This is a genomic window from Collinsella tanakaei (genome assembly GCF_030373545.1).
Lineage (GTDB): Bacteria > Actinomycetota > Coriobacteriia > Coriobacteriales > Coriobacteriaceae > Collinsella > Collinsella tanakaei_C.
In genome coordinates this window covers 1-22,709 of record NZ_JAUDCO010000009.1, presented here as the reverse complement: position 1 = coordinate 22,709, position 22,709 = coordinate 1, and the positions used below count along the sequence as shown (strand labels likewise).

At 65.2% G+C, this 22,709-nt stretch carries 17 protein-coding genes; 10 read left to right on the top strand and 7 right to left on the bottom strand.

Annotated elements, in window-relative coordinates; translation table 11 throughout:
* Positions 1–226 precede the first annotated feature (226 nt).
* The 6 genes from QUW00_RS07890 to QUW00_RS07865 all read left to right on the top strand — a co-directional run bounded on the left by QUW00_RS07890 (position 227) and on the right by QUW00_RS07865 (position 7,596).
* Positions 227–970 carry a sigma factor gene (locus QUW00_RS07890; RefSeq protein ID WP_289613839.1) on the top strand — a complete coding sequence of 248 codons (744 nt, stop codon included), beginning with the start codon at positions 227–229 and terminating at the stop codon, positions 968–970.
* Positions 967–1,872, top strand: a complete 906-nt coding sequence (locus QUW00_RS07885) for an anti-sigma-I factor RsgI family protein (RefSeq protein ID WP_289613838.1) — start codon at positions 967–969, stop codon at positions 1,870–1,872. Before QUW00_RS07890 ends, QUW00_RS07885 begins: the two co-directional genes overlap by 4 nt.
* Before the next feature lie 212 nt (positions 1,873–2,084).
* Positions 2,085–3,095, top strand: a complete 1,011-nt coding sequence (locus tag QUW00_RS07880) for a PepSY domain-containing protein (protein WP_289613837.1) — start codon at positions 2,085–2,087, stop codon at positions 3,093–3,095.
* Between the two features lie 233 nt (positions 3,096–3,328).
* Positions 3,329–3,832 carry a MarR family winged helix-turn-helix transcriptional regulator gene (locus tag QUW00_RS07875; RefSeq protein ID WP_289613836.1) on the top strand — a complete coding sequence of 168 codons (504 nt, stop codon included), beginning with the start codon at positions 3,329–3,331 and terminating at the stop codon, positions 3,830–3,832.
* Positions 3,825–5,642: an ABC transporter ATP-binding protein gene (locus QUW00_RS07870; RefSeq protein ID WP_289613835.1), complete on the top strand. Its 1,818-nt coding sequence runs from the start codon at positions 3,825–3,827 to the stop codon at positions 5,640–5,642. Before QUW00_RS07875 ends, QUW00_RS07870 begins: the two co-directional genes overlap by 8 nt.
* Positions 5,635–7,596, top strand: coding sequence for an ABC transporter ATP-binding protein (locus QUW00_RS07865; protein WP_289613834.1), 1,962 nt, complete (start codon positions 5,635–5,637; stop codon positions 7,594–7,596). The genes QUW00_RS07870 and QUW00_RS07865 overlap by 8 nt, the downstream gene beginning before the upstream one ends.
* 521 nt (positions 7,597–8,117) lie before the next feature.
* On the opposite strand, the gene yihA is transcribed toward QUW00_RS07865, so the two are convergent.
* The 5 genes from yihA to thrC form a co-directional block, all read right to left on the bottom strand.
* Entirely contained in the window at positions 8,118–8,741 is a 624-nt protein-coding gene (yihA, locus tag QUW00_RS07860) for a ribosome biogenesis GTP-binding protein YihA/YsxC (RefSeq protein WP_289613833.1), read from the bottom strand.
* 51 nt (positions 8,742–8,792) lie between these two features.
* A complete protein-coding gene (gene mtnN, locus QUW00_RS07855) occupies positions 8,793–9,536 on the bottom strand; it encodes a 5'-methylthioadenosine/S-adenosylhomocysteine nucleosidase (protein ID WP_289613832.1) in 744 nt (247 codons plus the stop codon).
* A 52-nt stretch (positions 9,537–9,588) separates the two neighbouring features.
* Complete coding sequence (locus QUW00_RS07850) at positions 9,589–10,257, bottom strand: DUF1648 domain-containing protein (protein ID WP_289613831.1); 669 nt, start codon at positions 10,255–10,257, stop codon at positions 9,589–9,591.
* Between the two features lie 304 nt (positions 10,258–10,561).
* A complete protein-coding gene (gene thrB / locus QUW00_RS07845; protein ID WP_289613830.1) occupies positions 10,562–11,443 on the bottom strand; it encodes a homoserine kinase in 882 nt (293 codons plus the stop codon).
* Between the two features lie 287 nt (positions 11,444–11,730).
* Positions 11,731–13,242: a threonine synthase gene (gene thrC / locus QUW00_RS07840; protein WP_289613829.1), complete on the bottom strand. Its 1,512-nt coding sequence runs from the start codon at positions 13,240–13,242 to the stop codon at positions 11,731–11,733.
* A gap of 291 nt (positions 13,243–13,533) precedes the next feature.
* Between thrC and QUW00_RS07835 the strand changes: the two genes are divergently transcribed.
* The 3 genes from QUW00_RS07835 to QUW00_RS07825 all read left to right on the top strand — a co-directional run bounded on the left by QUW00_RS07835 (position 13,534) and on the right by QUW00_RS07825 (position 17,140).
* Entirely contained in the window at positions 13,534–14,898 is a 1,365-nt protein-coding gene (locus QUW00_RS07835) for an aspartate kinase (protein WP_289613828.1), read from the top strand.
* Between the two features lie 74 nt (positions 14,899–14,972).
* Positions 14,973–15,998, top strand: a complete 1,026-nt coding sequence (locus QUW00_RS07830; protein WP_289613827.1) for an aspartate-semialdehyde dehydrogenase — start codon at positions 14,973–14,975, stop codon at positions 15,996–15,998.
* A gap of 221 nt (positions 15,999–16,219) precedes the next feature.
* Entirely contained in the window at positions 16,220–17,140 is a 921-nt protein-coding gene (locus QUW00_RS07825; RefSeq protein WP_289613826.1) for an AEC family transporter, read from the top strand.
* Between the two features lie 218 nt (positions 17,141–17,358).
* Here QUW00_RS07825 and QUW00_RS07820 read toward each other — a convergent pair whose 3' ends face one another.
* On the bottom strand, positions 17,359–21,270 hold the full coding sequence (locus QUW00_RS07820; protein WP_289613825.1) for an FtsX-like permease family protein: 3,912 nt from the start codon (positions 21,268–21,270) through the stop codon (positions 17,359–17,361).
* A gap of 12 nt (positions 21,271–21,282) precedes the next feature.
* Positions 21,283–21,984, bottom strand: coding sequence for an ABC transporter ATP-binding protein (locus QUW00_RS07815; protein WP_289613824.1), 702 nt, complete (start codon positions 21,982–21,984; stop codon positions 21,283–21,285).
* A gap of 178 nt (positions 21,985–22,162) precedes the next feature.
* On the opposite strand from QUW00_RS07815, the gene QUW00_RS07810 reads away from it, so the two are divergent.
* Positions 22,163–22,702, top strand: a complete 540-nt coding sequence (locus tag QUW00_RS07810) for a TetR/AcrR family transcriptional regulator (RefSeq protein WP_289613823.1) — start codon at positions 22,163–22,165, stop codon at positions 22,700–22,702.
* Positions 22,703–22,709: the final 7 nt, after the last annotated feature.

Genomic DNA, 22,709 nt, shown 5'->3' with positions numbered 1-22,709 from the left:
TTCTTGCACCGGCGAGAGAAAACCCCTCCCCGGTGTAAGAACATCCCTGGGGTGATTCCGCATCCGGGGCATCATCGCGTTCCATTACGTTTACCTTACGCAATCCTGCTCGTGCGCTTACAGATGAGGTGAGCATTTCTCGATAGCCTGTTGGTCTGTATCTTTTTTTCTGCGACCCCGAAACTGCCGGATGTCCGTGCGCATCCTGTTGGCAGAGAGGAAGGCCATGGGATCGAGCGAAGACATCGGTGCGCGGGTATGCGCCGTCAAGGGAGATGCGCGTAAAGCTGACGAGCTCGTACGCGATTACCTGCCGTTCATAACGTCGGAGACCGCCAAGTTCATGGCGCGGCGCCCTGTCGTGGGCGTCGATGACGAGTTGGGCATCGCCATGTTCGCATTTCATGAGGCAACGCAGATATACGACCGCCAACGCGGTGCGTTTCTGCCTCTCGCGGCGCGCATGATCCGCAATCGGCTGATCGATTACCGGCGGCGCGAGGCGCGTCACACGCGCGTGGTCTCTTTGGATGCCCCGCGGTTCGAAGGGGATGACGAGGAGGGCAAGACCCTGCTCGAGCACGTGGACTCCGGACATGACGAGATCGGCGATCGCCACATGCGCGAAGCGACCCGTACCGAGATCGAGGAGTTCACCCAGCTGCTCGCATCGTTTGACGTGAAGCTTACCGATGTCGCCGACAACTGTCCCAAGCAGGAGCGAACGCTCTCTGCGTGCCGGCGTGCTCTGGCGTACGCGCGCGAGCATCACGAGATCCTCGACCGGCTCGAGCAGACCGGGAAACTCCCGCTTGCCGATCTGGCCGAGGGCAGCGGCGTGGAGCGCAAGACGCTCGAGCGCCATCGCAGGTATCTGGTTGCGTTGCTGCTGGCGTACACGAACGGATTCGAGATTATCCGCGGCCACCTCTGCAGGCTTGATGCACGTCAGGGGGACGATGCGCGATGAGGTATTTGGTGATGGAATGCGCGACGAGCTATGCCGTCGTGCTCGATCAGGAGGGGCGCTTCTACACGGTGCCCAACCTGGGATATGCCGTAGGCGATGTTCTTGAGGATGTGGTCCTGTTCGACACGGCGGCCGATGTGCGCGACGAGTCAACCGCGCCTGCCCGTCGTCGAAATAACCAGGTCGTTCGTTGGATGGCGGCGGCCGCATGCTTCGTGGCGCTGGCGATAGGCGGCTTTGCGTTTTGGCAGACGCCCATCGGCGTTGTTCGCATGCAGATCAACCCCGAGGTGAGCATGGATGTCAACCGCTTCGACCGGGTGGTGGGCATCGAAGGCGAGAACGCGGACGGCGTCGAGCTCATCGAGGGATATCAGGCGTACGGCAAGGATATCGAGACCGTGACGAGCGAGCTTGCGGACCGCTCGCGCGAGCAGCGGTATCTGAACCCCGGGGATACGATCGTGATCGAGGTCGATTCCGACGATGACGCATGGACCGCTGAGGTCGAGGAGCGAATCGTCGTGGAGCTCGATAAATATATGGATGGCGATGCGATCGTCATCACGGCGGAGGATGCCGCTCGCGCTGCAGCGCAGAAGCGGGCGCAGGAGGAGCGGGAGCGCCTTGAACGGGAGCGCGCCGAGCAGGAGCGCCTTGAGCAGGAGCGCGCAGCCCAGGCGCAGCGGGATGCGGCTGCCGAGGAGAGCGCACGCGACGGCGGCCAGTCTGTCTCGACGCCGGCGCCTGCAGTTGAGCCCGCACCTGCTCCTGCTCCGACGCCGGCCCCTGCAGCTCCGACGCCCGCGCCCTCTTCGGACGACGATGACGACGACGATGATGACGATGACGACAGCGACGACGATGATGACGACGGCGGCGACGACGATGACGACGACTGAGCGCCCGGGCGCCCGGGCGGGGTGCGCTTGTTCGTGAAGGCAAGCGCAATTTCGTCCGATGACCAGCGGGAACGATTCTTCGGCCGCGTCCTTTCCAACATTCTTAAAAAAGTTTTTGCTCCGACCCCGTTTTTCTGACATACGCGCCCGCACCCTAACACTGCAAGGTAAATCGGTTCGAAGATGACCGCATATACAAAAGGAGGCACACGATGAAGCGCATGAACGGAAAGGCTCTGGTTGCAGGTTTGGGTCTCAGCATGGCATTCGCCGCGGCTCTGAGCGGATGCGGTGGCACCACCCAGCCGACCGCTGCGGTGAGTGCTCCGGGCGAGGCGGCGGCCGAGGTTGCGGGCTATGTTCTGATGAGCGTGAACCCCGAGATCGAGCTCGCCTACGACGACAAGGGCAACGTCGTCGAGCTCGAGGGCGCCAACGAGGACGGCAAGAGCGTCCTTGCCGACTACGATGACTATCGCGGGCGCCCGGCTGACGAAGTCATGGGTGAGCTCGTTCGCGAGATCGATGCCGACGGGTACTTTGCCGGCGGAGTCGGTGGGCGCGAGAAGAACATCGTCCTGAAGGTCGCCGAGGGTTCGACCTATCCGAGCGATGACTTCATGGAGCGCATCGCCGAGAGCGTCAAGGTTTCGGCAGGGGAGTGCGGTCTTGGCTCGGGTGCCTATGCGGTTGGCACTGACAGGCTCGACGGCGACGGTCTGATCGGTATCGAGGCGGCCAAGGAGATCGTGCTCGGACAGCTCGGCATCGACCCGGCGACTGCGAAATTCAACGATCATGAGTATGAGCTCGATGATGGCGTGTACGAGCTCGAGTTCGTGGCGGACGGTATCGAGTACGACTACGAGGTCGACGCGCGCACCGGCAAGGTGCTCGAGGCTGACTTCGAGCGCAACGACGACTGGAATGATCGCGATATGTGGGACGACGATGACGACGACCGTGATGACGATGGTTGGGACGACGATGACGACGACCGCGCTCCCGTAGCGGCCCCGACCGTGCCAGCAGGAGATGACGACTGGGATGACGATCGCGACGACGCCTACGACGACCGCGACGACGACTGGGACGATCGTGACGACAACGACGACTGGGACGACAACGACGACTGGGACGACGACAACGACGATGACGGCGATGACGATGATTGGGACGACGACCGCGATGACGACGATGACGACGACCGCGACGACGACTAATCCGCTATAGCCATGGTCCAAGGGGCCGCTTCAGCGGCCCCTTGGATGTGAAAACACCCTAGGGATTTTGTTGCACGGCGGGCGATCATATCGCCCGCCGTGCAACAAAATCCCTAGGGTGTTTTCACATCCCCCCGGGGCGCCTTTATGCCTGCATGACCCTGCATACTTGACTTTCGATGCAGCCGTTTCATACTTGACGGTATCAAACATTGACATGTCAAGGAGTTGCCATGGCTTCATCCCTGCCGTTCGGTTTTTCGCTCACCGATCTGCACATGCAGGTGAGCGCGATGTTCCACCTCATGCGCGCGTGCAACCACGATAAGGTCGTGGAGCTTGGTCTGGGGCCCGGTCGCCCGCGCGTCCTGTCCTATCTTGCCGTCTACGGTGCAAGCACCCAGCGCGATGTCGCCCGTTACTTCGGCATCGACGCCGCTGCCGTCTCGCGCATGCTCGACGGCCTCGTGCGCGACGGGTTCGTGCGCATCGTCCCCGGCCGGGACCGGCGTTGCCGCGTCGTCGAGTTGACCGAGTTCGGCTGCACGACCCTGTCTGCATGGGATCGGTGGTGCGCCGATGTCGACGAGGTAATGCTTGAGGGCTTTTCCGACGAAGAGCGTGCCGCGGTGACCGACATGTTCGACCGCATCTGCGCCAACATGCGTGCCCATCTGGGCCGAAACGTCGTTGACAAAGAAGACGATCCGCTCGAGACGGAGGCCGCCCATGAATGAGATCCGCCGCCTGCTGCACTACGTGGGGCCCTATCGCCGCGACGCGGTGCTCGGCATTATCTTCGTGGCGCTCGAGACCTCGCTCGAGTTGCTGATCCCCCTGCTCATGGCCAACATCATCGACGAGGGCGTCGCCAGCGGAGACACCCGCTACATCTTCGAGCAGGGCGCGATCATGCTCGCCCTCGCGCTGCTGTCGCTCGTCCTTGGCTTGGGATATGCCCGCTTCGCCTCGCGGCTCGCCACGGGCATCGGTGCCCAGTTGCGCCAAGCCGAGTACGAACGGATCCAGGACTTCGCTTTCGGCAACCTCGATCGCTACCAGACCTCGAGCCTCGTTACCCGCATGACGACCGACATCACCGTGATCCAAAACGCGGTGTCGAGCGGTTTTCGGCCCATGGTGCGCGGCCCGGTGCTGCTCGTCATGGGCTTCATCTACGCCTACGTCATGAACGCCGAGCTCGCCGTGGTCTTCTTCTGCACGATGCCGGTGCTCGCGATTTTCCTCGGCCTCATCACGTGGCGCGTGGCACCGCTCTATCGCGACCTGCAGACGTCCATGGACCATCTGAACCGCGTGGTCCAGGAGGACGTGACCGCCGTGCGCGCCGTCAAGGCCTACGTGCGCGAGGGCTATGAGCGCGAGGTCTTCCACGGCGTCAACGATGCGCTTGCCAAGACCTCGACCAAGACGTTCTCGACGGCGGTGCTCAACCTGCCGGCGTTCAACATCGTCATGTACACCACCACAGTGCTCGTGCTCGCCGTGGGCGGCCACATGGTCATGACCGGCGCCATGGGCGTGGGCATCCTCACCGGCTTCATGAGCTACGTGCTGCAGATCATGAACTCGCTCATGATGATCTCGAACGTGTTTCTGCTGCTCACGCGCGCGCTCACGAGTGTGCGGCGCGTGGGCGAGGTGCTCGACGAGCAACCGCTGATCGCGAGTCCCGATACCGCGACGGCGCTCACCGAGGTGCCGGACGGGTCGGTGGAGTTCGACCATGTGAGCTTCAAGTACAGCGCCGACGCCGAGGAGGACGTGCTCGAGGACGTGAGCCTGTCCATCCCGTCCGGCGCGACCGTGGGCGTGCTCGGCTCGACCGGTTCGGGCAAGAGCTCACTCGTGCAGCTGATCGCCCGCCTGTACGATGCGACCGCCGGCACGGTTCGCGTCGGCGGCCACGATGTGCGCGCCTACGACCTCGCGGAGCTGCGCGAGGCGGTCGGCGTCGTGCTGCAGAACAACGTGCTGTTCACGGGGACCGTCCGCGAGAACCTGCAGTGGGGCGCTCCGGACGCTTCCGACGAGGAGCTGCTGCACGCCTGTGAGATGGCGTGCGCCGACGAGTTCTTGGATCGCATCGGCGGGCTCGACGGCGACCTGGGCCAGGGCGGCGCCGGCGTGTCCGGCGGCCAGAAGCAGCGCCTGTGCATCGCGCGCACCCTGCTCAAGCGCCCGCGCATCCTGATCTTCGACGACTCCACGAGTGCGGTCGACATGGCAACCGAGGCCAAGATCCGCGCCAACCTGGCGAGCATCCCGGACGCGACGGTGATCATCATCGGTCAGCGCATCACGTCGGTCATGGACGCCGACGAGATCTTCGTGCTCGACGACGGGCGCATCCATGCGCACGGCACGCACGACGAGCTGCTCGCGACCGACAGTATCTACCAGGAGATCTACGCATCGCAGATGGAGCACGCGCAGGAAGCTACCGCTGCGGGCGCGCGGGCGACCGCTGTGGAGGGCGCTGTGACGGACGCCGTGCTCGGGGAAGGGGGTGAGCAGCGTGGCTAGGACGACCGCTCAGGCCCGGCCGCAAAACCTGGGCCATACGATCCGCCGCCTGCTGTCCTACATGGGGCATGCGAGGCTCTCGCTGCTTGCGGTGGCCGTGCTCGTATCCATCGCGGCACTCGCCAACCTGTGCGGCACCTACATGGTGCGCCCGGTGGTCAACGCCCTGTCCGAGGGACGTGGCGACGACCTGCCCGGCCTCATCGCGTTCACGGTCATCGTGTACGTCATCGGCGTGTTCGCGTCGTTCGGCTACACGCAGACGATGGTGCGCGCCGCGCAGAAGGTCGTGTTCGACATCCGTCGCGACCTGTTCGCGCATATCCAGAAACTGCCGCTGTCGTTTTTCGACCGCACCCGCACCGGCGATGTCATGAGCTACTTCACCAACGACGTCGATACGGTCGCCGAGGCGCTCAACAACAGCTTCGCCAACGTCATCCAGGCCTTCATCCAGATGGTCGGCACGCTTATCGTTCTGTTTGTGCTCAACTGGCAGCTCACGCTCATCACGGTGGCGTGCAACCTCGTCATCGCGCTGTACGTGCGCTTCTCGGGCGGGCGCAGCAAGATGTTCTTCTCGCGCCAGCAAAACGCGCTCGGCGCGCTCGACGGCTATATCGAGGAGATGGTCGCCGGCCAGAAGGTCGTGAAGGTGTTCAATCACGAGGCGGCCAACGTCCGCGAGTTCACCGACCGTAACGAGGAGCTGCGCCAAGCCGGTGCCTCCGCGCAGGCTTACGCCTTCACGATGGTGCCGACCACCGTGTGCATCGGGTACGTCAACTACACGATCGTGGCCGTCGTGGGCGCGCTGCTCGCCGTGAACGGGATGGCCGACGTGGGCGCGCTGGCGAGCTACCTCGTGTTCGTGCGCCAGGCGACCCAGCCCATCAACCAGTTCACGCAGCTCGGAAACTTTCTGCTCAACGCCATGGCCGGCGCGGAGCGTCTGTTCGCCGCCATGGAGATGGAGCCCGAGGTGGACGAGGGCACGGTGAAGCTCGTGCAGACCGGGCGCGACACCTGGGCGTGGAAGCTGCCCGAGGGCATGGGCATCGGCGCCTACGGTGCGCTCGTCCGCGTGGCCGACGGTGCGCAGCAGGCTGAGGGGGCCAGCGGCGTGGGCGGCGATCTGGCCGCGGAGGAGTCCGGTGCCGTGGCGCAGACAACGGCGCTCGGCGTGGACGGCACGGTGCTCGCGACGGGTATGCTGCCGCTTCGCGGCGACGTGCGCTTCCACGATGTCGACTTCGGCTACGTGCCGGGACGCTTGGTGCTCAAGAAGCTCAACCTGTTCGCCAAGCCGGGGCAGAAGATCGCCTTCGTCGGGTCGACGGGCGCCGGCAAGACCACCATCACGAACCTCATCAACCGCTTCTACGATGTGGATGCGGGCGAGATCACCTACGACGGCATCAACGTGAAGAGCATCTCCAAGGCCGATCTGCGCCGCTCGCTTGGCATCGTGCTGCAGGATACGCATCTGTTTACCGGGACCATTGCCGAAAACATCCGCTTCGGCAAGCTGGATGCGACCGACGAGGAGGTGCGGGCGGCCGCCAAGGCGGCGTGCGCCGATTCGTTCATCCGCCGTCTGCCGCAGGGCTACGACACCATGGTGACCTCCGACGGCGCGAACCTCTCCCAGGGCCAGCGCCAGCTGCTCGCCATCGCGCGCGTCGCGGTTGCCGACCCGCCGGTGCTCATCCTGGACGAGGCGACGTCGTCGATCGACACGCGTACCGAAAAGCTCATCGAGCGCGGCATGGACCGCATCATGGAGGGTCGCACAACGTTCATGATCGCCCACCGCCTGTCGACGGTGCGCAACTGCGATGCGATCATCGTGCTTGAGCACGGCAAAATCGTGGAGCGCGGTACCCACGAGCAGCTACTCGCGCAGCGCGGGGAGTACTGGCAGCTGTATCAAGGATTGAAAGAGCTCGACTGATCCCTGCGGCCGGACTGAGGCACCCGACCTTGCCCCTCAGGCCTTCGGGCGCCGCACGCTAGGCGTGCGCCCTCGGCCTTCGAGGCAATCTCGGGCGCCTCAGCCGGCCGTCTCCGTTGTCGCGACACCGCACCTCGGGGCTCAATCGTCGGGCATGGCCTCAAGGCCTATGCCCTCCTCTTTCGCCCCGATCTGCGGCACCTGGAAAGTCCGTTTCCACAGTCGCCATCTTGCCCTTCAATCGTCGGGCGCCGCACGCTAGGCGTCCGCCCTCGGCCTTCGAGGCAATCTCGGGCCCCTCAGCCGGCCGTCTCCGTTGTCGCGACAAGATGGTGCCAGGTACAAACTTGTCGCTCTCGCCCCGATCTGCGGCACCTGGACGACAAGATGGTGCCGGGTACAAACTTGTCGCCTGACAAGAAGGTGCCGGGTTCAAACTTATCGGGTACGCGAAAGCAGGCCGCGTCCGGTCGATCGATCGGATGCGGCCCGCTTGTCTGCGGTGCGTTTGTGGCCGGGTGTTACTCCTCGGCGGTCTCGTCTTCGTCTTCGTCGTCCAGACAGGCGGCTTCGATGCGGCGCTTGAGCTCGTCGATGCCCAGGCCCGTTTGCGACGAGGTGACGATGATGTCCTCCGCCGGTACGTTGAGCTGTTTGCGGATGGACGCGAGCTGGCGTCCCTGCTGGCTGCGCGAGAGCTTGTCGGCCTTGGTGAGCGCGACCACGAACGGGTAGCCGCCCTCCTGCAGAAACTCGATCATCTGGTGGTCGAGTTTGCTCGGATCGTGCCGAATGTCGACGAGCGAGACGATCAGGTTGAAGCTGCGTTCCATGTCGAGGAAGTCGAAGATGAGGTCGGCCCAGCGCTCGCGCTCGGACTTGCTACGCTGCGCGAAGCCGTAGCCCGGCAGGTCGACGAAGTGCACGTCATCCGTCTCGAAGAAGTTCACGTTGCTCGTCTTGCCCGGCGTGCTCGACACCTTGACGAGGTTCTTGCGGTCGAACAGCTTGTTCATGATCGAGGACTTGCCCACGTTGGAGCGTCCCACGAAGCAGACCTCGGGGCAGGTCGACTCGGGGATCTGCGACGTCTTGCCGTAGCTGGCGACGAACTTTGCCTTGCGGTAGTTGATGGCGTCGGGCATAAAAGCCTCCTTATCCGATGTCCCGAAAAGGGACGGGAGCTTGTCGGGACACTACGCGTGCGCGGCGATGCGGTGCACGATGTCGAGCGTGAGCTCGCTGGCGCTGCGGGCGTACTCATCCAGGTCGAACTCGCGCTCGCAAAAGGCGTCGTAGGCCTCATCGCAGTTGTCCGAGATTGCGCGCAGCACGAGGCAGTCGACGCCGTTCTTGGCAGCGATGTGGGTGACGGCCGCTCCTTCCATCTCGGCGCAGTCGGCCTGCGTGGCGTCGATGACCGCCTGGCGCAGGGCGTCGCCGGTGATGAAGCGGTCGCCCGTGGCGATGGTCCCGCACAGGTAGCGAGGGGTGTCGGGCGAGGTCGTGCCGTCGGCGTCGTCGACGGCGACGTAACCGTGCGCACGCAGGGCCTGCACGGCCATCTCGACAAGGTGCGGCGTCGATGCGAACTCCTCGAGTGCGGGTGCGGACTCGGCGATCAGAGCCGTATCGGTGTCGATGTAGCGCAGACAGCGTCCGACCACGACGTCGCCGATGTGCAGCGCGGGGTTGAGCCCACCGGCGATGCCGGAGAAGATGACCGTGTCGGCGCCGTAGACGGAGATGAGGTGCTGGGTTGCAGCTGCCACGTTGACGGTGCCCATGCCCGCAGTGGTAGCCACCACGCGCAGCCCGTCCAGCTCGCCGCAGGCGATCGTAAGACCGGCTGCGACATCCTCGCTGCCATGGCTCAGCGCGGCGAAGATATGACGGACTTCCTTCTCGAGTGCTCCGATGATGGCGACGGTGCGTGCCATGTGCCCTCCTGTTCGCTCGGGTTTCGCCTGCATATTCTAGCAGGCGTCCCGGCTACAGCCAGCGCTTGAGCAAAACGAACAGGATGGCGCAGGAGACGGCGGCGATGGCTGCTTGGACGACCTGCACCATCTGCGCACTCACCACGAGCGCTGACAGCACGCTCATGAGGACGCCGGATACGACCATGATCGCCCCGGCGATGCGCTGAGCGTGGTACTGCTCGCCGAGTACCGGCTCGTCTTCCGGCGCATTGATGGTGCGGATCGCGAGCAGGACGCCGGCGACCAAAAAGATCGCCGGCACACCGAGTACCTGCAGGTTGAGCGAACCGGTCAGCGATTCGACCGGAGTCCCGGCGCCCTGCGCGCCCATGATCCAGCCCACGGTGCCACCGAGGACGATAAGCGACTGACCGATGCACGCGGCAGCCATGACGGCGCGCTCGCCGATCGAGCCGCCGAGGAAGGGCACGCGCGCGTCACCGGCCCGATGCGCGCCGAACAGCAGCACGGCGCCGAGCAGCACGCCGAGGGCGGGTACGATAAGCAGCTCGTATTTGGAGCCCCAGCGGTCGATGCCCTCGGCACCCCAATGGGCGGGGATGGTATCGGGCAGTGAGCCCCAGGTTATCGCCAGGGCGACGACGGGGGCGAGCATGAGGACGATGCAGAGCGCCGCGAGCGGAAGGGGAAGCGGCTTGTGGGTATCGGAAGCGGTCATATCGGCTCCTCGTCAGCGATTGTCCATGGCTTTCCATGATACCGTTCGACGGCAATATCCGCCTGCACGTCCCGTGTCCCAAACGGGGCCAGGAGAAAAATGGGACATTCAGGGAATCCGTTACCCGACCAACAAAGTCATCCATGCGAACAAACCCAAGCCCGGCGACCTCCAGAGCGAACCCCTGCAAGCGCAGGCACCGCAGGCGGCAAGACCGAGACCCCCTCCCAGACAATCCGCAGCCCAAAGGGCGAGGACGTCTGGGAGGGGGTCTCGGTCTTGCCGCCGGAGGGTCCGAAGCGACCTACAGGTACTCGATCTGGGCGCCCTCCGTGTCGCAGGTGAGGATGTGCGTCTCGCAGGCGGGGAAGCGCTCCTGCAGACGCACCTGCAAAAACTTCGCCACGATGGTGTCGTCGGTCACGGCCATGAGGGTCGAGCCCGAGCCCGAGATCCACAGCGTCTTGGCGCCGCCCTCAAGGCACACGCGGCGGATGTCGTCGTAGTCCGGGATGAGGGGGCGACGGTAGGGCTCCTGCAGGCGGTCGTCGTTCGCGGCGGCGATGAGGTCGGCGTCACCGGTCTCCAGGCCGCGCGTCATGCCGGCGATGCGGCCCATCTGCCACACGGCGGAAGACAGCGGAATCTCCTGCGGCACCACCTTACGGGCCTCGCTCGTGTGCACCTCGTACGGGGGGATGACGGTGATGAAGCGCAGGCGGTCCGACACCTCGTAGCGCAGGCAGCGTGGCAGGTCGCCTTCAGGGGTGAACGAGCACACGGCGCCGCCGAGGATGGCGGGCGCGACGTTGTCGGGATGCCCCTCGACCGCAGTGGCGATACGGACGAGTTCAGCACGGTCGACCATGTGGCCGGTGAGCGCGGCTGCGGCCATGATGCCGGCGACGACGCAGGTGGAGCTCGAACCCAGGCCGCGCGCGACCGGCACCTCGGTGGCGATGTCGATGGCGACGGGGAAGGGCTCCTCGCCCCACTCGCGCAGGGCGTCGACGAACGAGACGTAGACGAGGTTGTCCTCGTTGCGGAACTCCTCGGGGCAGCCGGTGATGGTAAGCGTCTCGGCGCGCTCGAAGGTGAAGTGCGAGTAGAGGCTCACCGCCATGCCGAGCGTGTCATAGCCGATTCCCAGGTTCGCGCTGGTGGCGGGGACGGTGATCTTGATCATGGTCAATGCTCCTTCCGGGCGGATCTGGTCGTTCCATCCGGCGCTCGGACAGTCCTGCGCAAGACGGAGAGCCCACTGGGCTCTCCTTTGCGTGCGGAACTCGCGGCGGACGGAACGACCAGATCCGCCGGGAGGCGTTTACCCGCTCACCGTCCCCGCCACCAGCGCGAACCTGAGGGTGTTCGTCTCTGGGGCCACGGGGCGGGGAGGGAAGATGGCGCGGTCTCGGCCGTAGGCCGAGACCGCCCAATAAAGGGGCGGGGTCGGCAGGCCGCCCCCGCCGGGGGTTACAGCTTCGATGCGGCGGCCTCGACGTAGGCGGGCATGGTGTCGATGTCCACGACGTCGGTGTGCAGGACGGGCTTGTCCTGCAGGTTGGCGAGCTGGGCCGGGGGCGTGGTGTTCGTGGCCTTGGCGAGCACGTTCATGCAGGCGAAGTCATCCGGCGGGCAGAACAGGCCGAGGGCGCCGGCGACGGCGCGCGGGAACTTGTAGGGGCTCGCCGTGGACAGCAGCACGCGTGCGGCGGTGCCGGGGACGCAGGGCAGCTCGGAGAGCACGTGGTAGCCGCAGGCGGTGTGCGGGTCAATCACATAGGAGTTGTCCTCCCAGCACGTGCGGATGGCGCGCGCCACGTCGTCCTCATCCGCCCAGCCGCAGCCGAAGACTTCTTGGATGCGCGCGAGCAGCTCGGCGGGCACCTCGTAGGAGCCGTTCGTTCCGAGCTGTTCCATGAGCTGCGCCACGAGCTCGCAGTCGCCGTCGGATGCGTAGTACAGCAGGCGCTCGAGGTTCGAGGAGACGAGGATGTCCATGGACGGCGAGCTCGTCGTGAAAAACGGGCGCTTACGGTCGTAGGTGCCGCTCGTCAGGAAGTCGAACAGCACGTTGTTCTTGTCGCTCGCCACGATGAGGCGGGAGACGGGCAGGCCCATGCGACGGGCATAGTAGCCCGCGAGGATGTCGCCGAAGTTGCCGGTCGGCACGCAGAACTCCACGCCGTCGCCCACCTGGATCGCGCCTGCGCGCAACAGCTGCGCGTAGGCGGCGAAGTAGTAGACGACCTGCGGGACGAGGCGCCCGACGTTGATGGAGTTGGCGCTCGAGAGCATCACGCCCTGCTGGGCCAGGCGCGCAGCCAGATCGCGGTCGGCGAAGATGCACTTCACCGCGCTCTGCGCGTCATCGAAGTTGCCGCGCACACCGCAGACGGCGACGTTGGCGCCCTCCTGCGTGGACATCTGGAGCTCCTGCACGCGGCTGACCTTGCCTTCAGGGTAGAAGACGGTGATGCCGCAGCCCGCGGCGTCGGCAAAGCCGGCAAGCGCCGCCTTGCCCGTGTCGCCTGAGGTCGCCGTGACGATCATGATGCGCTCGTCGGTCGTATCCGCGGAGCCGGTGCGGGCCATGAGGCGGGGGAGCATCTGCAGCGCGACGTCCTTGAAGGCGCTCGTGGGACCGCCGAAGAGCTCGAGCACGAACGTCGGGGCATCGGTCGTGCCGCCCGGTGCGCACGTGAGCGGCACGAGGGGCGTGACCTCGTCGCTGGCAAACGTGGTGCCGTAGGCCTCGTCCACGCACGCCGCGATCTCGTCGGCCGTGTAATCGGGCAGCAGGATGCCGAGCACCTCGCGGGTGAGCTCGTGGTAGCCCTTGCCGGCGAGCGTGGCGATATCGATCGTCGTCTCGCCGAGCGCGTCGCTTACGAACAGACCGCCGTCGGCGGCGATGCCGGTGCGGATAGCCTGCTTGGCGGTGCATGTCGTTTCCCGAGAACGCGTGCTGTGGTACAGGCCCATCGGGTCCCCCTTTATCAAACGAAAGCGTATCGTGGGGATATGGTAGCAGAGCTGTATAGGGTCGCGCTGTCTGCGCGCAGTGTCGTCGCCCGATACCAGCGGGGCCACACAGGACGTTTTCCGTTTGGAAACAAACGGCCCTCTCTGTATATCGATTTTGCCGCATGCATGAAAAGCCTAGTACACTTGCACCTACTAAAGCGATTCCTGCAGTCTGTCTTTCGCGACCGCGCGCTCCTGCGAGCGTGTGCACGGCGAGCGGTCTTGCGCATGGGGGAAGGTGTTACGACTATGATCAAGGTAGCCAAGTTCGGCGGCTCATCGGTTGCCGACGCTGAGCATTTCAGGAAGATCAAGGCGATCGTCGACGCCGACCCGGCGCGCCGTTTCGTCGTCGTGTCGGCGTGCGGCCGTCGTCGCGATGGTGACGCCAAGGTCACCGACCTGCTGTATCTGGTCAACGCGCACGTCAAGTACCGCGTGTCGTGTGACGACCTGCTCGACGATATCGCCCAGCGCTATTTTGACATCGCTGACGAGCTCGGCCTGTCCTATCCCATCCGCGAGGAGTTCACCGCGTTTGCCGATCGAGCCCGCTCGGGCGGCTACAGCACCGAGGAGCTCGTCAGCCGCGGCGAGTATTTCACCGCGCGCCTCATGGCTGAGTACCTTGAGCTGCCGTTCTTGGACGCCTCCGAGGTCGTGGCCTTCCATCACGACGGCAGCCTGTCCATGACCCGCACCGCCAAGCTCATCGACGAGCGCGCCCCGCAGGGCGGTTTCGTGATGCCGGGCTTCTACGGCGCCACGCGCGAGGGCCGCATCTGCCTGCTCGACCGTGGCGGCGGCGACATCTCCGGCTCCATTCTGGCCAAATGCCTGGGCGCCGACCTGTACGAGAACTGGACGGACGTCTCGGGCTTTTACTCCGCCGATCCGCGCATCGTGCCCGACGCCCAGCCCATCGAGCGCATCACCTACGAAGAGCTGCGCGAGCTTTCCTATATGGGCGCTTCCGTCCTGCACGAGGAGGCCATCTTCCCCGTGCGCGAGGCGGGCATCCCGCTCGTCATCAAGAACACGAACGCCCCGGCCGATCCCGGCACCATCATCTCGGAGCATCCCAAGCAGGGCGAGAGCGAGCCCATCATCACGGGCGTCTCGGGCAAGCGCGGCTTTCTGGCCATCAACGTGGCGCGCGACCGCACCACGAGCCGCATCGGCTTCATGCGCCGCGCGCTGTCGGTGTTCGAGCGCTACAACGTGAGCGTCGAGCACATGCCCACCGGCGTCGATCAGTTTGCCGCCGTGGTGCAGGCCGAGGACGTGCACGATTCGCTGTACTCGCTGATCGCCGACATCCAAGACGAGGTCCAGCCGCTCGAGATCGAGGTCGTCGAGGACCTGGCGCTCATCGCCACGGTGGGCCGCAACCTGCATGGCCGTGCCGGCGTGGCGGGCCACCTGTTCGGCATGCTCGGCCAGGCCGGTGTGAGCGTGCGCATGATCACGCAGGGCTGCGACGAGATCAACATCATCGTCGGTGTTGAGGAGAAGGACTTCGAGACCGCGATCCGCACGATCTACAAGGCCTTTTCGGACGAGAACGGCATCGTGGAGACCTCCGAGCTCGAGCCGACCCCGCAGCCGTTCTAGACGATGGGGCAGAGGCGGCGCGCGGCTGCCTCTGTTCGAATTTCACCTCATTTCACCTACGGAAGGAGACCGCAATGAAGCAGTACACCGTCGCCATCCTGGGAGCTACCGGTGCTGTGGGCACCCAGATGATCCAGTGCCTGGCAGAGCAGGACTTCCCCGTGGGCGAGCTTCGCCTTCTGGCCAGCGCGCGCTCCGCGGGCAAGCAGGTCGAGACTCCCTTCGGCACTGTGACGATCGCCGAGGCGGGCCCCGATGCCTTCGCCGGCTGCGACATCGTACTGGGCGCTGTCGAGGATGACCTGGCGCGCGAGCTGCTTCCGCACGCCGTCGAGGCGGGCGCCGTCGTGGTGGACAACAGCCACGCCTTCCGTCTGGACCCGGACGTGCCCCTGGTCGTGCCCGAGATCAACGCCGAGGACGTCGCCTGGCACCACGGCATCATCTCCAACCCCAACTGCGCGACGATCATCGGCTTGGTGCCCACCTGGCCGCTGCACAAGATCGCCGGCGTGACGCGCATGATCGTGTCGACCTATCAGGCCGCGAGCGGCGCCGGTGCGCCGGGCATGGCCGAGCTCGAGGCGCAGATCGGCGCTATGGGTCGCGGCGAGGAGCTTCCCGAGCCCAAGACGTTCGCCGCCCCGCTCGTGAGCAACCTCATCCCGCAGATCGGCGGCTTCAAGTACGAGGGTTACACCTCCGAGGAGATGAAGCTGCAAAACGAGGGCCGAAAGATCATGCACCTGCCCGAGCTGCGCGTGAACTGCACCTGCGTGCGCGTGCCCGTGCTGCGTTCGCACTCCGAGAGCATCACGCTCGAGTTCGAGCGCGATATCACGCTCGAGCAGGCGCGCGAGGCGCTGGCCGCCGCGCCGGGCGTCAAGCTTGTGGACGACCGTGAGGCTGCAAGCGCCCACGACCGCTTCCCCATGCCGATCGACACCTCCGACCAGGATCTCATTTGGGTCGGACGCCTGCGCCGCGACATCTCCAACCCCGAGACGGCGCGCGGCATCACCTTCTGGTGCTGCGGCGATCAGATTAGGAAGGGTGCCGCCACGAATGCGGTGCAGATCGCGAAGCTGCTGACGGAGTAAGCCTCTGGCGGGTACCCGGGTCTCTCGGCGCGTGGGTCCTCGGCCTGCGGCCTGCGGAATGCACGCGCCGAGAGACCCGGGTACCCGCTCCGCGGTCGACTTGTGCAGCAGCTTTGCGAGCTGCTTGCGCGTGGTGGCCCCTTTGGCCTTGGGCGGGGGTGTAAGATGGTGCGCGGCCTTGTGGCCGCGCATTTTTGTATAAGGGGGTTTGGGGGCGCTCTATGTCGGTCGCGCACACGATGCCGATCATGATTACGCAGGTGGTCGCCATGTTTTTGATGATGGTGATCGGTGCGGTGCTGTATCGTGGGCGGCTCGTCGACAATGCGGGTTCGAAGCAGCTCTCGAACGTCGCCCTCTACGTGGCCACGCCTGCGGTGATTCTGCAGTCGCTGGCTACGACGTTTGACGCGGCCAAGATGGCTGTCGGCGCCGCCTGCATGGCGCTGTCGTTCATCTTCACACTGGTGTCGGCGGGTGTGGCGCGTCTCTACTTCCGCGATCGCCAGCGTGCGGCGCAGCTGGGCATCACGATCTCCAATATGGGCTTCATGGGCATCCCGCTCGTGCAGAGCGTGCTGGGCGAGGAGTACGTCTTCTACATCTCGGCCTGCATGGCCGGTCAGGTGCCGCTTATCTGGAGCTACGGCATCTGGCTCATCTCGCAGGATGCGTCGAAGATCTCGCCGAGAAAGATTGCGACCAACCCCTCGATCGTCGCTGTCGTGGTGGGCATCGTGCTGTTCTGCTGCTCGATCGATCTGACCGGCGTCATCAAGGTGACCGCTCAGGACATGGGCAACCTCAACACCGGCCTGGCGATGCTCGTCATGGGCATCTACCTTGTCCAAACCGACCTGCGCAGCCTCGTGCGCGACCGCAATCTTTACGCCGCCTGCGCCTTGCGTCTGCTTGTCGTTCCGGCAATCGTGATGGCCGTCATGGTGGTGCTGCCCCTCGATTCCGTCGTCAAGCTCGTGGTAGTCATCGCGCTTTCCACGCCTTGTGGCACGGTGTCCGCCATGTTCCCCCAGCTGTTTGGCGGCGACTACCGCTTTGGGGCGGGCCTCGTATCCCTCTCGACCCTCCTCTCCCTGATCATCATGCCTCTCATCCTGGCTCTTGGCCTTCTCATCTTTTAACCCCTCACGGCCCAATCCGCAATCGTCCCCTCCGCGCAGCGGCCATGCGTCCTCAGCAACATCTCCCGCCGAAAGCCAAGCGCCGAGCATCCCGCCGGCCGCCCGGTCAGAGACAAGCCGCCCGCCCATCCCTCGCGAACATCCCGCAGCCGCAAAGCGGCGAGGACGTGAGCGAGGGATGGGCGGGCGGCTTGTCTCTGACCGGGCGGCCGGCGGGCTTATTCGACGCTCTTGAGCGCCTCAATCATGTCGATGCGGTTGAGGGTGCGGTTGGTGATGAGGTTCACGATGAGCGCGAACACGAGCGGCAGGATGGCGGCGAGCACGTAGCTCAGCGGCGTCACCGTGGTCAGGAAGCTGATCTGCGGCATTTTGAGCACATGCAGCAGCATATCGCCCAGCACGTAGCCGAACGGCAGGCCGCATACGATGCCGATCAGGGTGAGGATGATGGTCTCCTTGTTCACGTAGTGGTGCACCTCGCGCGGGCGGAAGCCGAGCACCTTGATGGTCGCCAGCTCGCGCTCGCGCTCGGAGATGTTGGTTGTGGACAGCGTGAACAGCACGGCGAAGGCGAGCGCCGCCGCCATACCGAGCACGATGGCCACCACGGCGTTGATGAGCATGAACGACTGCGAGAAGTCGTCGGCGAGCTCGGAGGTGCTCGTGACGGAGAGGAAGCGCGTGTCGTCGGAGAGCTCGTCGGCAAGCGAGGTCTCGTTGCCCTCGGTGCAGCGGATGAGCACGCCGTTGGGCTCGAAGTCCTCGTCGTCATCGAGGGCGGCGGCACGGTCGCCAAAGGCCTCGAGGTAGGCGGACTCGCTCATGTAGAGATAGTTGCCCAAGAAGTTGCGCGCCACGGCGGCGATGGTCGGCGTGGCGCCGTTGAGCTGCGAGTCCTGGAGCTCGACGGTCGCGCCGGCATCAAAGCCGAGCACCTCAGCTGCGTTCTGCGTCACGATCGCACCGCTTACGGGCAGCTCGATCGGCTCGTCGGAATCGCAGTCGGAGACGTTGATATAGCTGGACAGATCGGTGTCGTCGGGCACGACGATGAGCTGCACGGTCTCCTCGGCGTCGCCATAGCCGAGGGTCGTGGAGTCGATGTAGATGCGGATGAAGTCGTCGACGCGGCTGTCGGCGGCAAGGTCGCGTGCCGCGGCGTCGTGCTCGCCGGCCTCGGTGACCGCCATGATGTCGTAGCGCGCGATGCGCTCGTACTGTTCGGGCACGAGCTCGGCCACGGAGTCCTTGATAGCAAAGCCGCAGACGATGAGCGCCGTGCAGCCGAGGATGCCCGCGACCGTCATGAAGAAGCGGCGCTTGTAGCGGAAGAGGTTTCGTGCCGTGACCTTGTTCAGGAAGGACAGGCGGTGCCAGATGGCGGGGATGCGCTCGAGGAAGATGCGCGAACCGGACTTGGGCGCCTTGGGACGCATGAGCTCGGCGGGCGTGCGGCGGACCTCGGAGCGGCAGGCGAGGTAGGCCGTGCCGCCGATGGCCACGACGAAGATCGCCATCCCGCCCAGCCCGTAGACGGGGTCGAACGCAAAGGCGTAGCCGGGCAGCAGGTACATGATGTCGAAGATGATGAAGATGAAGGCCGGCAGCGCGATGAAGCCCAAGAACAGGCCGAACGCGCAGCCCACGATGCAGGCCGCCAGCGCGTAGACGAGGTATTTGGCGTAGATCTCGCTGTTGTGGTAACCGAGCGCCTTGTAGGTTCCGATGAGGCCGCGCTCCTCCTCCACGAGGCGGGTGATGGTCGTGAGCGAGACCAGTACCGCGACCACGAGGAACACGATGGGGAAGAGCGTGCCGATGGCCTCGATGGAATCGGCGTCGGATTCGACGGAGGAGTAGCTCGAGTTCGACGAGCGGGTCTGCACGTACCAGGTCGCGGTGTCGATGTCGTCGATCTCGGCCTGTGCGTCGGCGAGCTCGGCCTCGGCCTCGGCGAACTGCTCGTCGGCCTCCGCGCGGCCCTCCTCCCACTCGGCCAGGCCGTCTTCGTATTCCGCCAGGCCGTCCTCGTATTCGGCGACGCCCTCATGGTAGGAGGCCATGCCGTCCTCGTATTCCGCGATGCCGCGGTCGATCTCGGCCTGGGCGTCGATGAGCGTCTGCCGCGCTGCGGGGAGTCCCGCGGCTCCCGCCTCGAGCTCAGCGTATCCGCGGTCGATGTCGGCCTGCGCGCTCGCAAGCGTCGCGCGCACCTGGGAGCGCGTCGCATCGAGCTGGGCTTGTCCGGCTTCGAGCTGCGCCTCTCCGGCTTCCAGCTCGGCACGGGAGGCTTCAAGCTCCTCGCGACCTTGGGCGAGCGCCGTCTTGCATTCGATAAGTTCGGTAAGTCCGTCGACAGCTGTCTCGAGGTCTTCGACGGTCACGCCGAACATCGCCATCATGCCCTTGATGGTCGCATAGGTCTGCGTCGCTCGGGTGAGCTCGACCTTCGCTTCTTCAAGTTCGCCTTCGGCCTGCTCGGCTTCTTCGGTCTTTGCGGCGAGTTCTTCGGTGACGGTTTGCAGGCGGGTTTGTGCAGCGGCGAGCTGCTCCTGCGCTTTTCCGAGGTCCTCGAGGAGCTGCAGGTATTCCTCGTTTGCTGACGCGTCTTCGCCAAGGGCGGTTTCAAGCTCTGCTTTTCGGGTCTCGAGGGTGCCGATCGTTTCCGTGAGTTCGGGAATCGTAGCCTGCTCGAGCTCATCTTTCTCGGCCTGCAGCTCGGTGCGCGCGCCCTCGATGGCGTCGTAGCTCGCCTGGAGCTCATCGACCTTCTGTTGCGCGGCCGTTACGGCATCGCGGGCCTCGAACACCATGCTTGCGTACGGCTCGATCGCCTCATACGCCTCCTCGGCGGTGGAGACTTCGTCCGCGGGAGCGTCCGGAATCTCGGAAACCATATCGTTGATTTCCTCAACGGCTTCTCGTTCTCCCTCGGCAACGGCCTCTTCGTTTGCCTCGAGCTCCGCCTCGCCCGCTTCGAGCTGTTCTCGTCCCGCCGCGAGCGTCGCGCGGTTCTCGTCGATCTTCGCCTGCGCGCTGGCGAAACCTGCCTCCGCGTTGGCGCGCTGCCCATCAAGCTCTTCCTGGCCGGCGGCGAGTTGCGCGCGGCCGTCGGCGATCTCGGCCTCTCCCGCCTCGAGTTCGTCCCATCCGTCGTCGATCTCGCGCTGACCCGATACGATCTGCGCCCACGCGTCGACAAGCTCGCGCAGGCCGTTTTCGAGTTCCACCTTGGCGTCGGCGAGCTGGGCCGCCGCGTCGTCGAGTTCCGCCTTGCCGTCCGCGAGCTCGGCCTCGGCGTCGGCGCGCTCCTCCTCGTACTCGGCGCGCGCGTCGTCCAGTTCGGCCTGGGCCTCGCCCTTCACGGCGGCGGTGCGCGCCTGCTCGCGATCGGCGCGGATCTCGTCCTCGATGATGTCAGTGACCGCGGCCACGCGCCGTTCGTAGTCCTCCGAATAGCAGGCAAGGCCGTCGGTATCGGCGACGGCCACGTAGGCGACGGTGTAGGCATCGGAGATGGCGTCATCGGCGGTGACGAGGAACGTGTAGTCGGAAGACGAGCTCGAGCGGAACGAGAGCTCGGGGTTCGATACGTCGGCGGCGTCGATCACGATGGCGGTGATGGTGTAGGGGCGGCGTTCGAAGACGGCTTCCTCCTCGTCTTCCGCCTCGGCGATCTCGACGGTGTCGCCTATCTTCAAGCCGCTCGCATCGACGAACTTCTGCGTGACGGCGACCTCGCCCGCGCGCTCGGGCAGCGTGCCCTCCACGACGTACGGCTCGTTGAAGCCGCGCTCGCTCAGGGCTTTGACCTCGACGGTCGCGCGCGCTCCCTCGACGTCGGTGTAGGTCGACTCGCTCCAGCCGCCCTCGACCTCTTGGACGCCCTCGACGCCGGAAAGCGCCGCGAGGTCGTCGTCATCGAGGCCAAGGGTCGAGAGCACCTGCACGTCAAACAGGTTCTGCTCGTCGAAAAACGCGTCGGCGGCGTCGCGCAGGTCCTGGCACGAGGCGCGCAGACCGCAGAACATGGCCACGCCGAGCGCACAGATAACGGCGATCGATACGAATCGCTTGAGGTTGTTGCGCACGGTGCGCGCTATGTCCGATCGATACGCCGACGCCATGTGCCTACCGTCCTACCACTCGATATCGGCGATCGGCGTGGGCGCGGGGTTCAGACTCATCTCGGTGACGCGGCCGCTTTTGAAGCGGATGAGGCGATCGGCCATGGGCGCGAGCGCCGAGTTGTGGGTGATGATGATGACCGTGATGCCGTCGCGCCGGCAGGTGTCCTGCAGCAGCTGGAGGATCTGCTTGCCCGTCTGGTAGTCGAGGGCGCCGGTGGGCTCGTCGCACAGCAGCAGCTTGGGGTTCTTGGCGAGCGCGCGGGCGATGGCCACGCGCTGCTGCTCGCCGCCGGAGAGCTGGGCGGGGAAATTGTCCATGCGCTCGCCGAGCCCGACGTTGCGCAGGGTGTCCGCGGCGTCGAGCGAGTCGGGGCAGATCTGGGCCGCGAGCTCGACGTTCTCCAGGGCGGTGAGGTTGGGCACGAGGTTGTAGAACTGGAAGACGAAGCCGACGTCAGCGCGGCGGTATTCGACGAGCTCGGCGTTGCTCGCGCCCGAGATGTCGCGTCCGTCGACGCGCACCGTGCCGGAGGTGGCGGTGTCCATGCCGCCTAGGATGTTCAGGGCGGTCGTCTTGCCCGCACCCGAGGCGCCCAGGATCACGGCGAGCTCGCCGCGCTCGACGGCGAAGGTCGCGCCGTCCAGCGCGTGGATCTCGGCCTCGCCCTGACCGTAGACCTTGAGGACATCCGTGAACTCGATATATGCCATGAGGGTCAACGCTCCCCACATTACTCGACATCGTGTTGTCTAATAGGCAGTATAGTGAAAGCGGCCAGAGCCGACGAGGTCCGCTCGACACTGGCGTCGGAATTGTCGAGTGACGGCGCGGACGGGCTGCAAGCGACGTGTCCGGTCCTGGTGCGTTTTGGCATGAGAGGGGCAGCCGATGAAAAAGCAACCGCAGGTCACCGAGCAGACGCGCGCCAACCTGACCCAGGCGTTTTGGGAGCTGTATCTGGACCGTCCCATCGAGAAGATCACCGTGCGCGAGATAACCAAGCGTGCCGGCTACAACCGTGCGACCTTCTACCTGTACTTCCGCGACGTGTACGACCTGTTCGAGCAGCTTGAGGACGAAATCTTGTCGCAGGTTCGCGCGCTGGTCGACAACCGCCTGCTTGCCGGCGACACGCTCGATTTCTCCAACCACATGGGGTTCATCGTGGGGCTGGCGCAGCGTTTCGATGGCTACATGCCGCGCCTCATCGCCGGCGACCCGTCGTTCGGCGAGCGCTTGAAGCAGATCATCGCGCCGCTGCTCGACCGCTTCATCATCCGTGATGCCGACCTTACCGCATCCGAGCAGACGATTGTGCGTGAGTTTTACCTGTCCGGCCTGCTCGGCGCCATCAGCGCCTGGATGGCGACGCCGAGCGGCATGCCTATCAACCGTCTCATCGAGCTCATCGTGGGCGTCGTTCTCTAGCGAGTGG